16 protein-coding genes are annotated in these 16117 nt (G+C 55.2%); 8 read left to right on the forward strand and 8 right to left on the reverse strand.

Annotated elements, in window-relative coordinates; translation table 11 throughout:
- The first annotated feature begins 8 nt into the window (after positions 1-8).
- The 3 genes from glpK to fpr all read left to right on the forward strand — a co-directional run bounded on the left by glpK (position 9) and on the right by fpr (position 3552).
- Positions 9-1517 (forward strand): glycerol kinase GlpK, encoded by a 1509-nt coding sequence (glpK, locus tag OGV79_RS05360; RefSeq protein WP_012133870.1) that lies wholly within the window; start codon positions 9-11, stop codon positions 1515-1517.
- Positions 1518-1699: 182 nt separating this feature from the next.
- On the forward strand, positions 1700-2710 hold the full coding sequence (glpX, locus tag OGV79_RS05365; RefSeq protein WP_112001490.1) for a class II fructose-bisphosphatase: 1011 nt from the start codon (positions 1700-1702) through the stop codon (positions 2708-2710).
- A gap of 95 nt (positions 2711-2805) precedes the next feature.
- Positions 2806-3552 (forward strand): ferredoxin--NADP(+) reductase, encoded by a 747-nt coding sequence (gene fpr / locus OGV79_RS05370; RefSeq protein ID WP_012133874.1) that lies wholly within the window; start codon positions 2806-2808, stop codon positions 3550-3552.
- A gap of 75 nt (positions 3553-3627) precedes the next feature.
- On the opposite strand, the gene OGV79_RS05375 is transcribed toward fpr, so the two are convergent.
- The gene (locus tag OGV79_RS05375) at positions 3628-4074 is read right to left on the reverse strand and encodes a DUF805 domain-containing protein (RefSeq protein WP_047459829.1); all 447 of its coding nucleotides are present in this window, start codon (positions 4072-4074) and stop codon (positions 3628-3630) included.
- A 100-nt stretch (positions 4075-4174) separates the two neighbouring features.
- On the opposite strand from OGV79_RS05375, the gene OGV79_RS05380 reads away from it, so the two are divergent.
- Both OGV79_RS05380 and tpiA read left to right on the forward strand, forming a co-directional pair.
- Positions 4175-4771, forward strand: a complete 597-nt coding sequence (locus OGV79_RS05380) for a YiiQ family protein (RefSeq protein WP_047459831.1) — start codon at positions 4175-4177, stop codon at positions 4769-4771.
- A gap of 114 nt (positions 4772-4885) precedes the next feature.
- On the forward strand, positions 4886-5653 hold the full coding sequence (gene tpiA / locus OGV79_RS05385; RefSeq protein ID WP_024130662.1) for a triose-phosphate isomerase: 768 nt from the start codon (positions 4886-4888) through the stop codon (positions 5651-5653).
- An 82-nt stretch (positions 5654-5735) separates the two neighbouring features.
- Here the strand turns inward: tpiA and OGV79_RS05390 are convergent, their stop codons facing one another.
- From OGV79_RS05390 to cpxP, 6 genes are all read right to left on the reverse strand, one after another.
- Positions 5736-7040, reverse strand: a complete 1305-nt coding sequence (locus OGV79_RS05390; RefSeq protein WP_058668379.1) for an SLC13 family permease — start codon at positions 7038-7040, stop codon at positions 5736-5738.
- A 73-nt stretch (positions 7041-7113) separates the two neighbouring features.
- Positions 7114-7863 carry a CDP-diacylglycerol diphosphatase gene (locus OGV79_RS05395; protein ID WP_012133879.1) on the reverse strand — a complete coding sequence of 250 codons (750 nt, stop codon included), beginning with the start codon at positions 7861-7863 and terminating at the stop codon, positions 7114-7116.
- A gap of 103 nt (positions 7864-7966) precedes the next feature.
- A complete protein-coding gene (sbp, locus tag OGV79_RS05400) occupies positions 7967-8956 on the reverse strand; it encodes a sulfate/thiosulfate ABC transporter substrate-binding protein Sbp (protein WP_012133881.1) in 990 nt (329 codons plus the stop codon).
- Between the two features lie 207 nt (positions 8957-9163).
- A complete protein-coding gene (pfkA, locus tag OGV79_RS05405) occupies positions 9164-10126 on the reverse strand; it encodes a 6-phosphofructokinase (protein ID WP_012133883.1) in 963 nt (320 codons plus the stop codon).
- A gap of 190 nt (positions 10127-10316) precedes the next feature.
- Entirely contained in the window at positions 10317-11219 is a 903-nt protein-coding gene (gene fieF / locus OGV79_RS05410) for a CDF family cation-efflux transporter FieF (RefSeq protein WP_049011792.1), read from the reverse strand.
- 148 nt (positions 11220-11367) lie between these two features.
- Positions 11368-11868, reverse strand: coding sequence for a cell-envelope stress modulator CpxP (gene cpxP, locus OGV79_RS05415; protein ID WP_012133885.1), 501 nt, complete (start codon positions 11866-11868; stop codon positions 11368-11370).
- Between the two features lie 150 nt (positions 11869-12018).
- On the opposite strand from cpxP, the gene cpxR reads away from it, so the two are divergent.
- A complete protein-coding gene (gene cpxR / locus OGV79_RS05420; RefSeq protein WP_012133886.1) occupies positions 12019-12717 on the forward strand; it encodes an envelope stress response regulator transcription factor CpxR in 699 nt (232 codons plus the stop codon).
- Positions 12714-14087, forward strand: coding sequence for an envelope stress sensor histidine kinase CpxA (gene cpxA / locus OGV79_RS05425; RefSeq protein ID WP_110494833.1), 1374 nt, complete (start codon positions 12714-12716; stop codon positions 14085-14087). Before cpxR ends, cpxA begins: the two co-directional genes overlap by 4 nt.
- Positions 14088-14356: 269 nt before the next feature.
- Here the strand turns inward: cpxA and yiiM are convergent, their stop codons facing one another.
- Complete coding sequence (gene yiiM / locus OGV79_RS05430) at positions 14357-15028, reverse strand: 6-hydroxyaminopurine reductase (protein WP_286468068.1); 672 nt, start codon at positions 15026-15028, stop codon at positions 14357-14359.
- Positions 15029-15181: 153 nt separating this feature from the next.
- Here yiiM and OGV79_RS05435 point away from each other — a divergent pair, with 153 nt between their 5' ends.
- The gene (locus OGV79_RS05435) at positions 15182-16072 is read left to right on the forward strand and encodes a dihydrodipicolinate synthase family protein (RefSeq protein ID WP_047459842.1); all 891 of its coding nucleotides are present in this window, start codon (positions 15182-15184) and stop codon (positions 16070-16072) included.
- Positions 16073-16117: the final 45 nt, after the last annotated feature.

Consider the following 16117-nt stretch of genomic DNA (forward strand, 5'->3'; position numbering starts at 1 on the left):
AAAAAATTATGACTGAGAAAAAATATATCGTTGCGCTCGACCAGGGCACCACCAGCTCCCGCGCCGTCGTGATGGATCACGATGCGAATATCGTTAGCGTGTCGCAACGTGAATTTGAGCAAATCTACCCGAAAGCAGGCTGGGTAGAACACGACCCAATGGAAATCTGGGCCACCCAAAGCTCAACGCTGGTTGAAGTGCTGGCGAAAGCAGACATCAGTTCCGATCAGATCGCAGCAATCGGTATTACTAACCAGCGTGAAACCACCATCGTCTGGGAACGTGAAACCGGCAAACCGATTTATAACGCGATTGTCTGGCAGTGCCGCCGTACCGCCGAAATCTGCGAACGCCTGAAGCGTGACGGCATGGAAGATTACATCCGCAACAACACCGGTCTGGTGATTGACCCGTACTTCTCCGGCACCAAAGTGAAGTGGATTCTCGATCACGTAGAAGGCTCCCGTGAGCGCGCACGTCGCGGTGAACTGCTGTTCGGTACAGTGGATACCTGGCTTATCTGGAAAATGACGCAGGGACGCGTACACGTCACGGATTACACCAACGCTTCACGTACCATGCTGTTCAACATCCATACCCTGGACTGGGATGACAAAATGCTGGATGCGCTGGATATCCCGCGCGCCATGCTGCCGGAAGTGCGTCGTTCTTCAGAAGTGTACGGCCAGACGAACATCGGGGGTAAAGGCGGCACGCGTATTCCAATCGCCGGGATCGCCGGTGACCAGCAGGCGGCGCTGTTCGGCCAGCTGTGCGTCAAAGAGGGGATGGCGAAAAACACTTACGGCACCGGCTGCTTTATGCTGATGAACACCGGCGAGAAAGCGGTTAAGTCCGAAAACGGACTTTTGACCACCATCGCCTGCGGCCCGACCGGCGAAGTGAACTACGCGCTGGAAGGGGCGGTGTTTATGGCTGGCGCATCCATTCAGTGGCTGCGTGATGAGATGAAACTCATTAGCGACGCATTCGACTCTGAATATTTCGCCACCAAAGTGAAAGATACCAACGGCGTATATGTTGTTCCGGCCTTTACCGGTCTGGGCGCGCCGTACTGGGACCCGTATGCGCGCGGCGCCATCTTCGGTCTGACCCGTGGCGTAAACTCCAACCACATCATCCGTGCAACGCTGGAATCGATCGCTTACCAGACGCGCGACGTGCTGGAAGCGATGCAGGCGGACTCCGGTATTCGCCTGCACGCCCTGCGCGTTGACGGCGGCGCGGTTGCCAACAACTTCCTGATGCAGTTCCAGTCAGACATTCTTGGTACGCGCGTTGAGCGCCCGGAAGTGCGCGAAGTGACGGCGCTGGGTGCGGCGTATCTGGCAGGTCTGGCGGTGGGTTACTGGCAGAACCTGGATGAGTTGCAGGAAAAAGCGGTCATTGAGCGTGAATTCCGTCCTGGCATCGAAACCACCGAGCGTAACTTCCGTTACAGCGGCTGGAAAAAAGCGGTCAAACGCGCCCTGGCGTGGGAAGACCACGAAGAGTAATACTGATCTGCCGGATGGCGGCTTCGCTTATCCGGCCTACATGCTACATGCTTGTGTAGGCCGGGTAGGCAACGCCGCCACCCGGCAAGTTATCTGTGCGGAAGTAACCCCCAAGCATATCAATTATTCCCACCCTCCCCTGTGCTACACTTCGCGCCATTCCTTTCTGCTACGAGTTTGCTATGAGACGAGAACTTGCCATCGAATTTTCCCGCGTAACGGAAGCGGCGGCGCTGGCTGGCTATAAATGGCTGGGACGCGGCGACAAAAATACCGCTGACGGCGCAGCGGTAAACGCCATGCGTATTATGCTCAACCAGGTCAATATTGACGGCACCATTGTCATCGGCGAAGGCGAGATTGATGAAGCGCCCATGCTGTTTATCGGTGAGAAAGTCGGCACCGGCCGTGGCGATGCGGTAGATATCGCCGTCGACCCTATCGAAGGCACCCGTATGACGGCGATGGGCCAGGCGAACGCGCTGGCAGTTCTGGCGGTCGGCGACAAAGGCTGTTTCCTCAACGCGCCGGATATGTACATGGAAAAACTGATCGTCGGGCCGGGCGCTAAAGGATCTATCGACCTGAATCTGCCGCTGGCGGACAACCTGCGTAACATCGCAGCCGCCCTCAGCAAACCGCTCAGCGAACTGACGGTTACGATTCTGGCCAAACCGCGTCATGACGCGGTGATTGCAGAGATGCAGCAGCTTGGCGTGCGCGTATTCGCCATTCCTGATGGCGACGTGGCGGCCTCTATTCTGACCTGTATGCCAGACAGTGAAGTGGATGTGCTGTACGGCATTGGCGGCGCGCCGGAAGGCGTTGTCTCCGCAGCGGTGATTCGTGCGCTGGATGGCGACATGCAGGGCCGTCTGCTGGCGCGTCACAACGTCAAAGGCGACAGCGAAGAGAACCGCCGCATTGGCGAGCAGGAGCTGGCACGCTGTAAAGCTATGGGCATTGACGCCGGTAAAGCGCTGCGTCTGGACGAAATGGCGCGCAGCGATAACGTCATCTTCTCCGCCACCGGGATCACCAAAGGCGATCTGCTGGAGGGGATTAGCCGCAAAGGCAATATCGCTACCACCGAAACGCTGCTGATTCGCGGCAAATCGCGCACTATCCGCCGTATTCAGTCCATCCACTATCTGGATCGCAAAGACCCGGATGTGCAGGCGCATATCCTGTAACTGATTTGTTCGATTGAGCCTTCCGGCCCTTCGGGGCTGGAAATCTTTCGTTCAACGAACGAAGATAAGGGTATTGCAGCAGACAGGAGAAGATCATGGCAGATTGGGTAACAGGAAAAGTCACGAAGGTACAGTACTGGACCGACGCCCTGTTTAGTCTGACCGTTCACGCCCCCGTTCATCCCTTCACCGCAGGCCAGTTTACCAAGCTCGGACTGGAGATCGATGGCGAACGCGTACAACGCGCCTATTCCTATGTGAATGCGCCCGATAATCCCGATTTAGAGTTTTACCTGGTGACGGTTCCCGAAGGCAAACTCAGCCCACGTCTGGCGGCGCTTAAACCTGGCGATGAAGTACAGGTGGTGAGTGAAGCGGCGGGGTTCTTTGTTCTGGATGAAGTGCCTGACTGCGACACCCTGTGGATGCTGGCGACCGGAACGGCCATTGGCCCTTATTTGTCGATTCTGCAACTCGGTAAAGACCTAGAGCGCTTTAACAACCTGGTACTGGTGCATGCCGCGCGTTACGCCGCTGATTTAAGTTACCTGCCGTTAATGCTGGAATTGCAAAAGCGCTACGAAGGCAAGCTGCGCATTCAAACTGTCGTCAGTCGGGAAACCATCGCAGGCTCGCTTACCGGGCGCGTCCCCGCGCTGATTGAAAGCGGCGCGCTGGAAGCGGCGGTCGGTTTACCGATGGACACCGAGACCAGCCATGTGATGCTGTGTGGAAATCCACAGATGGTGCGCGATACGCAACAGCTGCTGAAGGAGACCCGGCACATGACCAAACACCTGCGTCGTCGTCCTGGGCACATGACCGCTGAGCACTACTGGTAAGCACGGTTGCAGGCCCGGTAAGCGCCAGCGCCACCGGGCGCTCTGCCGGATAGAGGCATAAATGCCTTATCCGGCCTACGGTTTATCGCCTGCCTGAGGCTCTGCTTTAAACTTCACATCCTGCGTTTCTTTGCCGAACTTATTCTCGCCCTGAGTGCCGACAAACGCCCCCAGATCGATAAACATCATGACCAGAATGAGCGTCGGGACAAAGCGCCCCACGACCCACTGCCACATTCCCGGCAACATCATCCAATTTCCGGCCAGCAGCATCCACGCCAGAATCATCAATAACGCCCACAGACCGGAGCGCCCCCGGTCATGCAGACGCTTAACCGTGACCGCCGCCGTGGGCCAGAGCAGACACACCAGACAAAATGCCGCCGTCTGGATATCGAGTAAATTCTTGCTCGCCAGCGAAAACAGCACCAGCATGCCGACAAACCAGAGACCGAGCCAGATCCAGAAATCACGGCGTCCAATACGCCCTTTAAATGAGAATAACCACTGCTGTATGGTCATGTAAGTTCCTTTATTATTGCCTTCGCTGTCAGTTTACCCTTTTGACAAGCCCGACAGTTATCGTTTTAATCGTGAGCAGTCCTAACGAAAGGTAAGATTGATGAAGCCAGGGTGTACACTGTTTTTATTATTGTTTTCCGCCATAACTGCGAGCACAACGGTGCTGGCGGAGGCATCGCCGTCTGCGACGACCGCGCCCTACCTGCTGGCTGGCGCGCCGACGTTTGATCTCTCCATCAGCCAGTTTCGCGAAAACTTTAATCAGCAAAATCCCCGGCTTCCACTGAACGAATTTCGTGCTATCGACAGCAGCCGCGACAGGGCGAACCTGACCCGCGCCGCCAGCAAGATCAATGAAAATCTGTACGCCTCAACGGCGCTGGAGCGCGGTACGTTAAAAATCAAAAGCATGCAGATTACCTGGCTTCCCATTCAGGGGCCCGAGCAAAAAGCCGCCAAAGCCAAAGCGCAGGAATACATGGCGGCGGTGATCCGCACCGTCGCCCCGCTTCTGACAAAAGAGCAAAGCCAGCAAAAACTGCAAAAATTACTCACAGCGGGCAAGAATAAGCACTACTACGCCGAAACGGAAGGCGCGATTCGCTATGTTGTCGCAGACAACGGGGAAAAAGGGCTGACCTTCGCTGTTGAACCGATTAAGCTAGCGCTATCGGAGAATCTGGAAGGGCTGAATTAAGTGACAAAAAGCAAAGCCTTTCGAGGGAGGGATCTCTATACTGTTTCACAGACCATGCCGTCCCTGAAGGGCGGCCATCTTCCTTAATTCGCTGACAAAGCGTGGAGAAATGAAATGCGACATCCTTTAGTGATGGGTAACTGGAAACTGAACGGCAGCCGCCACATGGTAAACGAGCTGGTGGCTAACCTGCGTAAAGAACTGGCTGGCGTTGCTGGCTGTGCAGTTGCGATTGCACCGCCGGAAATGTATATCGACATGGCGAAACACGCCGCTGCCGGTAGCCACATCATTCTGGGCGCGCAGAACGTTGACCTGAACCTGTCTGGCGCATTCACCGGTGAAACTTCTGCTGAAATGCTGAAGGATATCGGCGCGCAGTACATCATCATCGGCCACTCTGAGCGTCGTACTTACCACAAAGAGTCTGACGAGCTGATCGCGAAGAAATTCGCCGTGCTGAAAGAGCAGGGTCTGACTCCGGTTCTGTGCATCGGTGAAACCGAAGCAGAAAACGAAGCCGGCAAAACTGAAGAAGTCTGTGCTCGTCAGATCGATGCGGTACTGAAAACTCAGGGCGCTGCGGCGTTTGAAGGCGTGGTTATCGCTTACGAACCTGTATGGGCGATCGGTACTGGCAAATCCGCCACTCCGGCGCAGGCGCAGGCTGTTCACAAATTCATCCGTGACCATATCGCCAAAGCTGACGCGAAAATCGCTGAGCAAGTGATCATCCAGTACGGCGGTTCCGTAAACGCAGCTAACGCGGCAGAACTGTTCGCTCAGCCGGACATCGACGGCGCGCTGGTTGGCGGTGCTTCCCTGAAAGCTGACGCGTTCGCGGTGATCGTTAAAGCAGCGGAAGCGGCTAAACAAGCTTAATGCTGTTGTGGCGGGTGGCGCGTGCGCTTACCCGCCACATAAAATCACAGGCCCGGTAAGCGTTAACGCCACCGGGCTTTTTTTACAAACGCCCCAGTAAACTAAACCACATGTAATCCAGCGGCAACAGCACCAGATACGTTGCCAGCGCCAGTGCCAGACACAGTGTCATGCCTGGTTTTGCCGGGACTTTCCCTAATGCCATCGCCACCACAATCGGCGATGCCTGATACGGCAACAGCGGCGTGGAGTACCCCAATACCTGAATCATAATCACCGACAGCAGCGGAAAACCGGTTGCGTCGGAAAAACTCTGCGCCAGCGTGGTATACAGCGCCGGAACGCCGTTCGCCGTCATAATAAAATTCAGCGCGGTGGTAATGCCGGTCAGCGCCAGGAAACTGGTGAAGGGCTTTTCCGGGTCCAGCGGCATGACATGCAACAGCGCCTCGCCCACCGCATTGCCAATGCCGGTTTGCGTCACGGTGATCGCCAGCCCCAGAATGCCTGCCACATAAATACAGGTGCGGATATTCACGCCGCTGGAGAACTCTTCCCCGTTGATAAACCCCACGCGCGGCAACAGCGTGATCACCGCCGCCGCCAGCCCGGTCCACGCCGGGCCAATACCGTGCCAGCTTTCGCTGACCCACATCGCCAGCACCACCGCCAGCATCCACGCCAGCCGTTTCTCCGCACGGCTCATCGGCGCAGGCGGCGTCAGGTCGCGAGGCGCATGCGGTTTACCGGGAAACAGCCAACAAATAAGGACGATTAACAGCGCACCTTTCAACCAGCCCAGAACAGGCGTATGCAGCAGAAGATACGGCAGATAGTTCAGGTGGATGCCATACGAACCTTCCGCCGCCCCGCTCATCACCAGGTTAGGTACATTAGCAGGCAGGATGGTCGCGGAGAGCTGGAAGGTTCCAAAGCCCACCGCAAGCGCCAGTCCGTACCAGGCGCGCGTGCCATCGGCAATCCCGGCACGTTTCGCCATCGCCGCGACAATGGGCATCAGCAGCGCGATACGCCCCATATTGGACGGCATCACAAACGCCAGCGCATAACTGAGCAGCACCACGCTTGCCACCATCAGCGGCCATGAGTCGGTCAGTCTGGCGGATAAGGCGCGCGCCGCCCTGTCTGCCAGCCCTGTTTTGCGAATCGCCACCCCCAGCACAAAACCGCTAAAAACCAGCCAGAAAGCCGACGAGGCAAAACCGCCAAAAATGACGTCCGGCGGCGCGATCTTCGCCACCATCGCCACGGTAAAGAACAACAGCGCGGTAATAAACTCCGGCAACAGCGAGGTTGCCCAGAGCAGAATGGTCACGCCGACCACCAGCGAAGGAATGAACAGAGGGTGTGTAAGCCAGAGCGACATGCCTGTCTCCTGTTGTTTTTTTCAACAAGAATACGGAGACAGGCAGGTGGAGTAAACGCCAGATTAGGTGGGGTTACTGCAAAATCTCACATTGATGATCCTGAATTTCCTCAGCGGAAGCGAGGTTAAACGCCAGCAGGTTGCGCTGCGTCGCCAGCAAAACAAAAGAGTCGTCGCTCTGGCGCACCACCGCCAGCGCATAGCTGCCCATGTGCTCACGCGCATCCGGCACCTCTTCCGCCAGCATCATGAACGGGCTGCGTTGCGCCAGCTCGCTTTCCGTCACCCGACGCGCCAGATATTCATTCCCGCGCAATCCGCCCGGCAGCGGCAGCCAGCGTGTACTCACTTTCGCCAGATTATCATCCAGTTGCGCTCGCACATCAGGGCGCAGGCAGGAGATGTGGATATGAAAGTGGTTTTGCGTCCGCCCGGAGCGTGAGTTAATCGCCAGCGAAATGGCGCTGTCTGGAATATCTTTGCCGTACTTTTGGCTCATAAAGCTGCGCGCCTGCCAGGCTAGCCAGAAGAAGTTCGGCGTGTAGGGCTCCACCAGCAGCGGGCTTTCCGTACCGTTGATGCGGTACGTCGGCATCAACAGATACTGCAACGGGCCATTACGATCTTTAAACACGACATACCCGGCATCCGGTTTCACTTCAGCGCATGGCGCAGGATTTTGCTGTTGCAGTTGGTTCGGTACGCATTGTTGCAGAACAATATCCCGCAATGCGTTCGGATTAGCGGCCAGCTTCCAGTAGCCAATGCCCGCGACGGCGGCAACAATCACAACCGCCAGCAAAAAATAACCTGTTTTTTTCATTACTCATTCCCTGTCTCTTATTGACGTGCAAGAGTAACGCAAAATGATGACAAATAAAAAAGCCCGGTCGCACGATGCCACCGGGCTGGAAAAGCAATTTACATTAGCGTTTGCTGATTTGGTCGAACGTACCGCCATTAGAGAAATGCTCTTTCTGCGCTTTCGTCCACCCGCCAAACTCCTCGTCAATGGTGAAGAGTTTCAGCTTCGGAAATGCATTTTCATATTTCTTCGCCACTTCAGGGTCGCGTGGGCGATAGAAGTTTTTCGCCGCAATTTCCTGCCCTTCCGGCGAGTAGAGATACTTCAGATAGGCTTCCGCCACGGCTTGCGTCCCTTTTTTCTCCACGACTTTATCCACCACGGAGACGGTCGGTTCTGCAAGAATTGATTCGCTCGGCGTCACGATTTCAAATTTATCTTTGCCCAGTTCGTTCGTCGCCAACAGCGCTTCGTTCTCCCAGGCGATCAGCACGTCGCCAATCCCACGCTCAACAAAGGTGTTGGTTGAACCGCGCGCGCCAGAATCCAGCACTTCCACGTTCTTAAATAACGCTTTTACGAAGTCCTGCGCTTTGGCCTGATCGTTGTTATTGTGGTGCAGGGCGTATCCCCACGCAGCCAGATAGTTCCAGCGTGCGCCGCCAGAGCTTTTCGGGTTCGGCGTAATCACCGACACGCCCGGTTTTACCAGGTCGTTCCAGTCATGGATTTGCTTCGGATTGCCTTTACGCACCAGGAAGACGATGGTGGACGTGTACGGCGCGGAGTTGTCCGGCAGACGTTTGATCCAGTTTTTGTCGATACGGCCGCGCTCTGCAATGGCATCAACGTCATAAGCCAGCGCCAGCGTCACCACATCGGCCTCAATACCGTTAATGACTGACGTCGCCTGCTTACCGGAACCGCCATGCGACTGACGGATCACCACGTTGTCGCCCGTTTCTTGTTTCCAGTGCGCGCTAAACGCTTTGTTGTACTGATCGTACAGCTCGCGCGTTGGATCGTAAGACACGTTAAGTAACTGAATATCCTTCGCCAGAACGCTGGTCGATGCCAGCAATAATGTTAACCCCACGCCCCATTTATTCATCGCCCAGCTCTCTTATGTAGTGTTGTGATGAGTAAAGCGTGCCAGAAAGGAATCCAAACATTAAAGAATAAAAAAAGATTGGCTATAACTTGAGGGAATAAATGAAGGATATTGCCGGATGCTGGCTAGCGCCTTATCCGGCCTACAGGCCGTACTGTTGTAGGCCGGGTAAGGCGAAGCCGCCACCCGGCACAATACACACAACGATCAGTACAGCTTTTTAGCGCAATCCAGCCAGTCACCTTTGAACGGACGCTTCATGTTTTCGATAGCGTCGATGATGTCATGGTGAACCAGTTGTTCGTTCTGGATGCCCACACAACGTCCGCCAAAACCTTCCAGCAGCAGTTCAATGGCATATGAGCCCATACGGGAAGCCAGAATACGGTCGTAAGGCACCGGAGAGCCGCCACGCTGGATGTGACCCAGTACGGTCGCACGCGTTTCACGGCCAGTCTCTTTCTCGATGTAGTGCGCCAGTTCATCAACGTCACACATATGTTCGGTGATCGCGACAATCGCGTGTTTTTTACCTTTCGCGATGCCCGCTTTGATTTCCGCAACCAGATCGTCACGGCTGAATTCCACTTCCGGCACCACAACAAACTCACAGCCCCCAGCGATAGCCGCCGCCAGGGTCAGGTCGCCGCAGTAACGCCCCATCACTTCAACGATGGAAATACGCTGGTGAGAGGAAGAGGTGTCACGCAGACGGTCAATCGCTTCCACTACCGTACCCAGCGCGGTGAAATAACCGATGGTGTAGTCAGTGCCTTTGATGTCGTTGTCGATCGTGCCCGGCAGACCGATGCACGGGAAGCCCATTTCAGTCAGACGTTTTGCACCCATATAGGAACCGTCACCGCCGATAACAACCAGCGCGTCGATGCCACGTTTTTTCAGGTTTTCGATAGCCACTGCGCGAACATTTTCATCGCGGAATTCCGGGAAGCGCGCGGAACCGAGGAAAGTACCGCCACGGTTGATCATGTCGGACACGCTGTAACGGTCGAGCTGAACCATACGGTCTTCATACAGACCCAGGTAGCCATCATAAATACCCATTACTTCCAGTCCTTCCGTCAACGCTGCGCGTACAACACCACGGATTGCTGCGTTCATGCCAGGCGCATCACCGCCGCTTGTCAACACACCGATTTTCTTAATCATGACTACCTCTGAACTTTGGAATGCAAAATGAAATCTGTTGCCGGAAGCCGATACTGTTACTGCACATCGGGACGATCCAACGAATATGCAGATAGTATAACAACCGCTTCCTGCTGAATTGATTCAGGTCAGGCCAAACGGCGGTAATTTATACACAAAATGCTGGCCTTGCTCACTTTTTTACAACGAATTACGAAAGCTCAAACCTCTTGCCTTCCCTGGGTACGACTGAACAGGGGTCCTGGTGGATAATGACATCCGAACCCGGAAAACGCCGCAAAATCGCCTGCTCTACCTGTTCAGCCACCAGATGCGCCTGAACGAGCGGCAGATTATCTTCCATTTCCAAATGAATCTGAATAAAGCGGGTCGGCCCTGACTGCCGCGTGCGAAGATCGTGAGCACCGTTGACGCCCGGCCACGATGTCACGATATCAATAATTTCCTGACGTTCCTCATCGGGCAGCGCGCGATCCAGTAACGACTGCACTGCCTCATACCCCATACGTAGTGCGCTGTATAGAATATAGATGCCGATTCCCAACGCAAACAAGGCGTCCGCGCGATGCCAGCCATACCAGGCCAGCCCAAGCGCAACGAGAATCGCTCCGTTCATCATAACATCAGACTGATAATGAAGCATATCTGCCCGTACTGCCTGACTTTGCGTCTTGCGCACAACCCAACGCTGAAACGTGACCAGAATGATCGTACAAACCAGGGCGATAAGCGTCACCACGACCCCGACGCCCGGTTCGTTCATTGGCGTAGGGGTAATCAGATGCTGAATACCGGTCAAAAACAGAAACAGCGCCGAGCCGGAAATAAACATGCTCTGCGCCAGCGCCGCCAGCGACTCTGCTTTGCCGTGTCCAAAGGTGTGTTCATCATCCGCCGGTTGCAGCGAATAGCGCACCACTAACAGGTTAGTCAGCGACGCGGCAATATCCACCAGCGAGTCAACCAACGCAGCCAGAATACTCACCGACCCGGTGTACCACCACGCAAAAATTTTGATCAAAAGTAACAGTGACGCCATCACTGTCGCGGCAATTGCCGCCCGGCTGACCAGTCGCCCATAGGTTTGATTCATAAACACTCCTGCCTCTCCATGCCGGTAGTATAACGGATGGAGTAAAACAGTAAGGCAATAACCGGATGACAAATTTTGGACAAAAAAAACCCCTCCATCATGGAGGGGAAGACAGGGATGGTGTCTATGGCAAGGAAAACAGGGTTTGTTACTGGGAACGTGAGTTGCTACTACTCAATAACTTCAACGAGGAGCCGTTTTGCCATTGCGCCACATCGCGCAGTTGCTCCATTCGTTGTTGATGCTTCTCATTTAAAACCGCTTGCTGCTCCGGCGTTAACAGGCGATACATCTGGTTGCGAACCCTGGCCATTTCGACCTGGCGAGCAACCTGTTCTTGCGCCATTTTTTCTGCCTGAGCGCGCACAGCGTTTTCATCAAATTTTTCTGCGATGACAAGGCGATGCATTGTCTCCATTTCGCTAACATTAACAGGAGGCTGTTCGTGTCTTGCCTGCTGCATCAGATCTCGCATCTGTTGACGCTGATGTTCGGTTAAACTTATGCCGTCGAACATATGGCTCTGCGTACTGCGCTGCGTAAGTCCTTCACCTTGATGCCAGTTATCGCCTGTAACGACTTCAGCAGCGTGGCTTAAAGGACTGAGTGCCAGCGTTGAGGCCATGACGGCAGCGGTAACTTTGCGCATCACTTGCTCCCAAAATCTTTTCTGTCGCGATTCAACGAGAGACAGTTTACGATTCGGGCTGCAAACATGCGTCAGGGGGTGTAAAACAACGTAAAGTCATGGATTAGCGACGCCTGATGACGTAATTTCTGCCTCGGAGGTACTTAAACAATGAATAAAATCCTGTTAGTTGATGATGACCGAGAGCTAACTTCCCTGTTAAAGGAGCTGCTCGAAATGGAAGGCTTCAATGTGCTGGTTGCCCATGACGGGGAGCAGGCGCTTGAGCTTCTGGACGACAGCATTGATTTACTTTTGCTCGATGTCATGATGCCGAAGAAAAACGGTATTGATACGTTGAAAGCGCTTCGCCAGACACACCAGACCCCTGTCATTATGCTGACCGCGCGCGGCAGCGAACTGGATCGCGTACTCGGCCTTGAGCTGGGCGCGGATGATTATTTACCTAAACCGTTTAACGACCGCGAACTGGTCGCGCGTATCCGTGCGATTCTGCGCCGCTCGCACTGGAGCGAACAGCAGCAGAACAACGACAACGGCTCGCCGACGCTGGAAGTGGATGCGTTAAGCCTCAATCCGGGTCGCCAGGAGGCCAGCTTCGATGGTCAAACCCTGGAGTTAACCGGCACCGAATTTACCCTGCTCTATCTGCTGGCACAGCATCTCGGCCAGGTGGTTTCGCGTGAACATTTGAGCCAGGAAGTGCTGGGTAAACGCCTGACGCCGTTTGACCGCGCGATCGACATGCATATCTCCAACCTGCGTCGTAAGCTGCCGGAGCGTAAAGACGGGCACCCGTGGTTTAAAACCCTGCGTGGTCGCGGTTATTTGATGGTTTCCGCTTCATGATAGGCAGTTTAACCGCGCGCATCTTTGCCATCTTCTGGTTGACGCTGGCGCTGGTGCTGATGTTGGTATTGATGTTACCCAAGCTCGACTCACGCCAGATGACCGAGCTACTGGACAGCGAACAGCGCCAGGGGTTGATGATTGAGCAACATGTAGAAGCTGAACTCGCGAACGATCCACCCAACGATTTAATGTGGTGGCGTCGCCTGTTCCGTGCGATCGACAAGTGGGCGCCGCCAGGACAGCGGTTATTGCTTGTGACCACTGAAGGACGCGTGATCGGCGCAGAACGCAGCGAAATGCAGATCATTCGTAACTTTATTGGTCAGGCGGATAACGCCGATCATCCGCAGAAGAAGAAATATGGCCGCGTTGAGATGGTAGGCCCGTTCTCTGTCAGAGACGGGGAAGATAACTACCAGCTTTATCTGATTCGACCGGCCAGCAGTTCCCAATCCGATTTTATTAATCTGCTGTTTGACCGCCCGCTCTTGTTGCTGATCGTCACCATGCTGGTCAGTTCGCCTCTGTTGCTTTGGCTGGCCTGGAGCCTGGCGAAACCGGCGCGTAAGTTGAAAAACGCGGCGGACGAAGTGGCTCAGGGTAATCTGCGACAACATCCAGAACTGGAAGCAGGCCCGCAGGAATTTCTTGCGGCTGGCGCCAGCTTTAACCAGATGGTGACCGCGCTGGAACGTATGATGACCACGCAGCAGCGTCTGCTGTCGGATATCTCGCACGAGCTACGCACTCCGCTTACGCGTCTGCAACTGGGCACCGCGCTGCTGCGTCGCCGTAGCGGCGAGAGTAAAGAGCTGGAGCGCATCGAGACCGAAGCGCAGCGGCTGGACAGCATGATCAACGACCTGCTGGTGATGTCGCGTAATCAACAGAAAAACGCGCTGGTCAGCGAAACGATGAAAGCCAATCATCTGTGGGGAGACGTGCTGGATAACGCCGCCTTCGAAGCCGAGCAGATGGGCAAATCGTTAACGGTGAACTTCCCGCCGGGGCCGTGGCCGTTATACGGCAATCCTAACACCCTGGAAAGCGCGCTGGAGAACATTGTCCGTAACGCCCTGCGCTATTCGCACACGAAGATTGAAGTCGGCTTCGCGGTGGATAAAGACGGCATTACGATAACGGTTGATGACGATGGCCCGGGCGTTAGCCCTGAAGACCGTGAACAGATCTTCCGCCCGTTTTATCGTACCGATGAAGCGCGCGATCGGGAGTCCGGCGGAACAGGGTTGGGGCTGGCCATCGTTGAGACCGCGATCCAGCAGCATCGCGGTTGGGTGAAAGCCGAAGACAGCCCGCTGGGCGGCTTACGGCTGGTGATCTGGCTGCCGTTGTATAAGCGTTCTTAAGTCTCGCTGTGGTGCCGGATGGCGGCGTGAACGCCTTATCCGGCCTACGAAAAACCGCACGTTGTAGGCCCGATAAGCGCAGCGCCATCGGGCATTACGCCGGATGGCGGCGTAAACGCCTTATCCGGCCTACGAAAAACCGCACGTTGTAGGCCCGATAAGCGCAGCGCCATCGGGCATTACGCCGGATGGCGGCGTGAACGCCTTATCCGGCCTACGGGAAACCGCACGCTGTAGGCCCGATAAGCGCAGCGCCATCGGGCATTACATCATCCACGTAAACGCCGTGACTGATCTTCAATTTTGCCGCTCAAACGGCGCTTCTGCATCGTTCTGGTCCAGCTTTTCGATAACCCCGCCGCCGACAGCAAACGATGATACTGGCCGTCGTCAAACGGCATATGCCAGGCTATCGCAATCGCCTCCTGTACGCTCACATCGCTGACGCGCGACGCCAGAATCAACGGCGCATCCGCCGATACCTGCCCCGGCGCGATAACGCTGTACAGCCAGCCGGTTTTCCCGGCGTTCTGCATTTGCGTCGCCATATCGCTAATGCCGAAATGGAAGTTGAGCTTAAAGCACGGCGAACGTGGCTGAGTCACCTGAATCAGCGCCTCTCCCCACTGAAAAATATCGCCGATAAAAACATTTTGCTCGGTCAGACCGTCGGTCGAAAGGTTTTCGCCAAACGCGGGCGCGACAAACAGATCCGCCTGCGCCGGGAATTGACGCGCCCAGTGCAGATAGTGTTCACGGGGATAATGGCACAGCGCGCGATCGGGCCCGCCGTGAATTTTCGTCTCTGCCTGCTCATCACCGGCAAGGCCCTGATCGCTAAGCATCAGCTCGCCATCAACCTGGATTTTCGCAATGGCGCTGGGACGACTTCCCGCATAGTCCCGAATTTTGCCCGTAAACACCTCGACCGGATATCGCATCAGCTTCCCTCTCCCGACAAATAATCCTCATTAGAGCATATTTATTTTGTCTCAGCCGCTCAAAATGAGAGCCGGGTTCACATGATGCGCCAGCAGACGTGCTATCAATTAAAGTGATTTTGAAACGCCATTTCATAATAAGGAGTCAACAACGTGACAGTACAATCGCAGTTTGCTGGCGTCTGGTGTCCTTCCATTACGCCGATGGACAATGACGGAAAAGTCGATCTCAACGGCCTGAGCCAGCATCTCAAACGTCTTACCGAGGCCAACATTGATGTTATTTTGCTGATGGGCAGCATTGGCGAATTTGCGTCTTTCACGCTGGAAGAGCGGCTGATGCTGATCCGCGAGGCCCGCGCGATGAGTTCGCTGAAGATGGTTGCCAATGTCTCCTCCACCTGCACCAGCGACATCCTGCTTATGGCGCAGGAAGCGTACCGCGTCGGGTACGATGCGGTGATGATTCTGCCACCGTATTACTACGGGCAGACGTCGAAGCAGCTTCTGAGCTACTTCCGCCAGCTTGGTAACGCCCTGAGCGGCAAATGGTTTGCCTACAATTTCCCGGCACGCACCGGCTGCGATTTAACGCCGGATCTGGTGGCGACCCTTGCCGCCGAATTCCCGAATTTTGCCGGGATTAAAGATACCGTCGACTGCCAGTCCCATACCCGCAGCATGATTCAGACCACCCGAGCGGTACGCGACGATTTTGCCGTGCTCTCCGGCTATGACGAGTATTACATTCCCAACCTGCTGGCGGGCGGCGCAGGCATTATTTCCGGCTTAAACAACGTGATGCCGGAGCTGTTTGTCAGCGCGCGGGAGGCGTTTAAGCAGGGTGATTTGCAAACGTTGCGCGATATCCAGGAGAAAATCGGCACGTTTATGTCCATTTACGCGATTGGCGAGGATTTTGTAACCACGATTAAAACCGTGGTATCGCGTAAGTTCGGCTATTGTACCGGCGTGTCGCGTAATGCGGGAGGAGAACTGAACGAGCACGAGCGTCGCACAATTGATGAGGTGTTTGGCCGTTAATTCTGACCGGAAGCGCCGGATGAGGCATAAGCCGTCATCCGGCAA

Origin of the sequence: Citrobacter sp. CK185, from assembly GCF_030333565.1 — a bacterium.
GTDB lineage: Bacteria > Pseudomonadota > Gammaproteobacteria > Enterobacterales > Enterobacteriaceae > Citrobacter_B > Citrobacter_B koseri.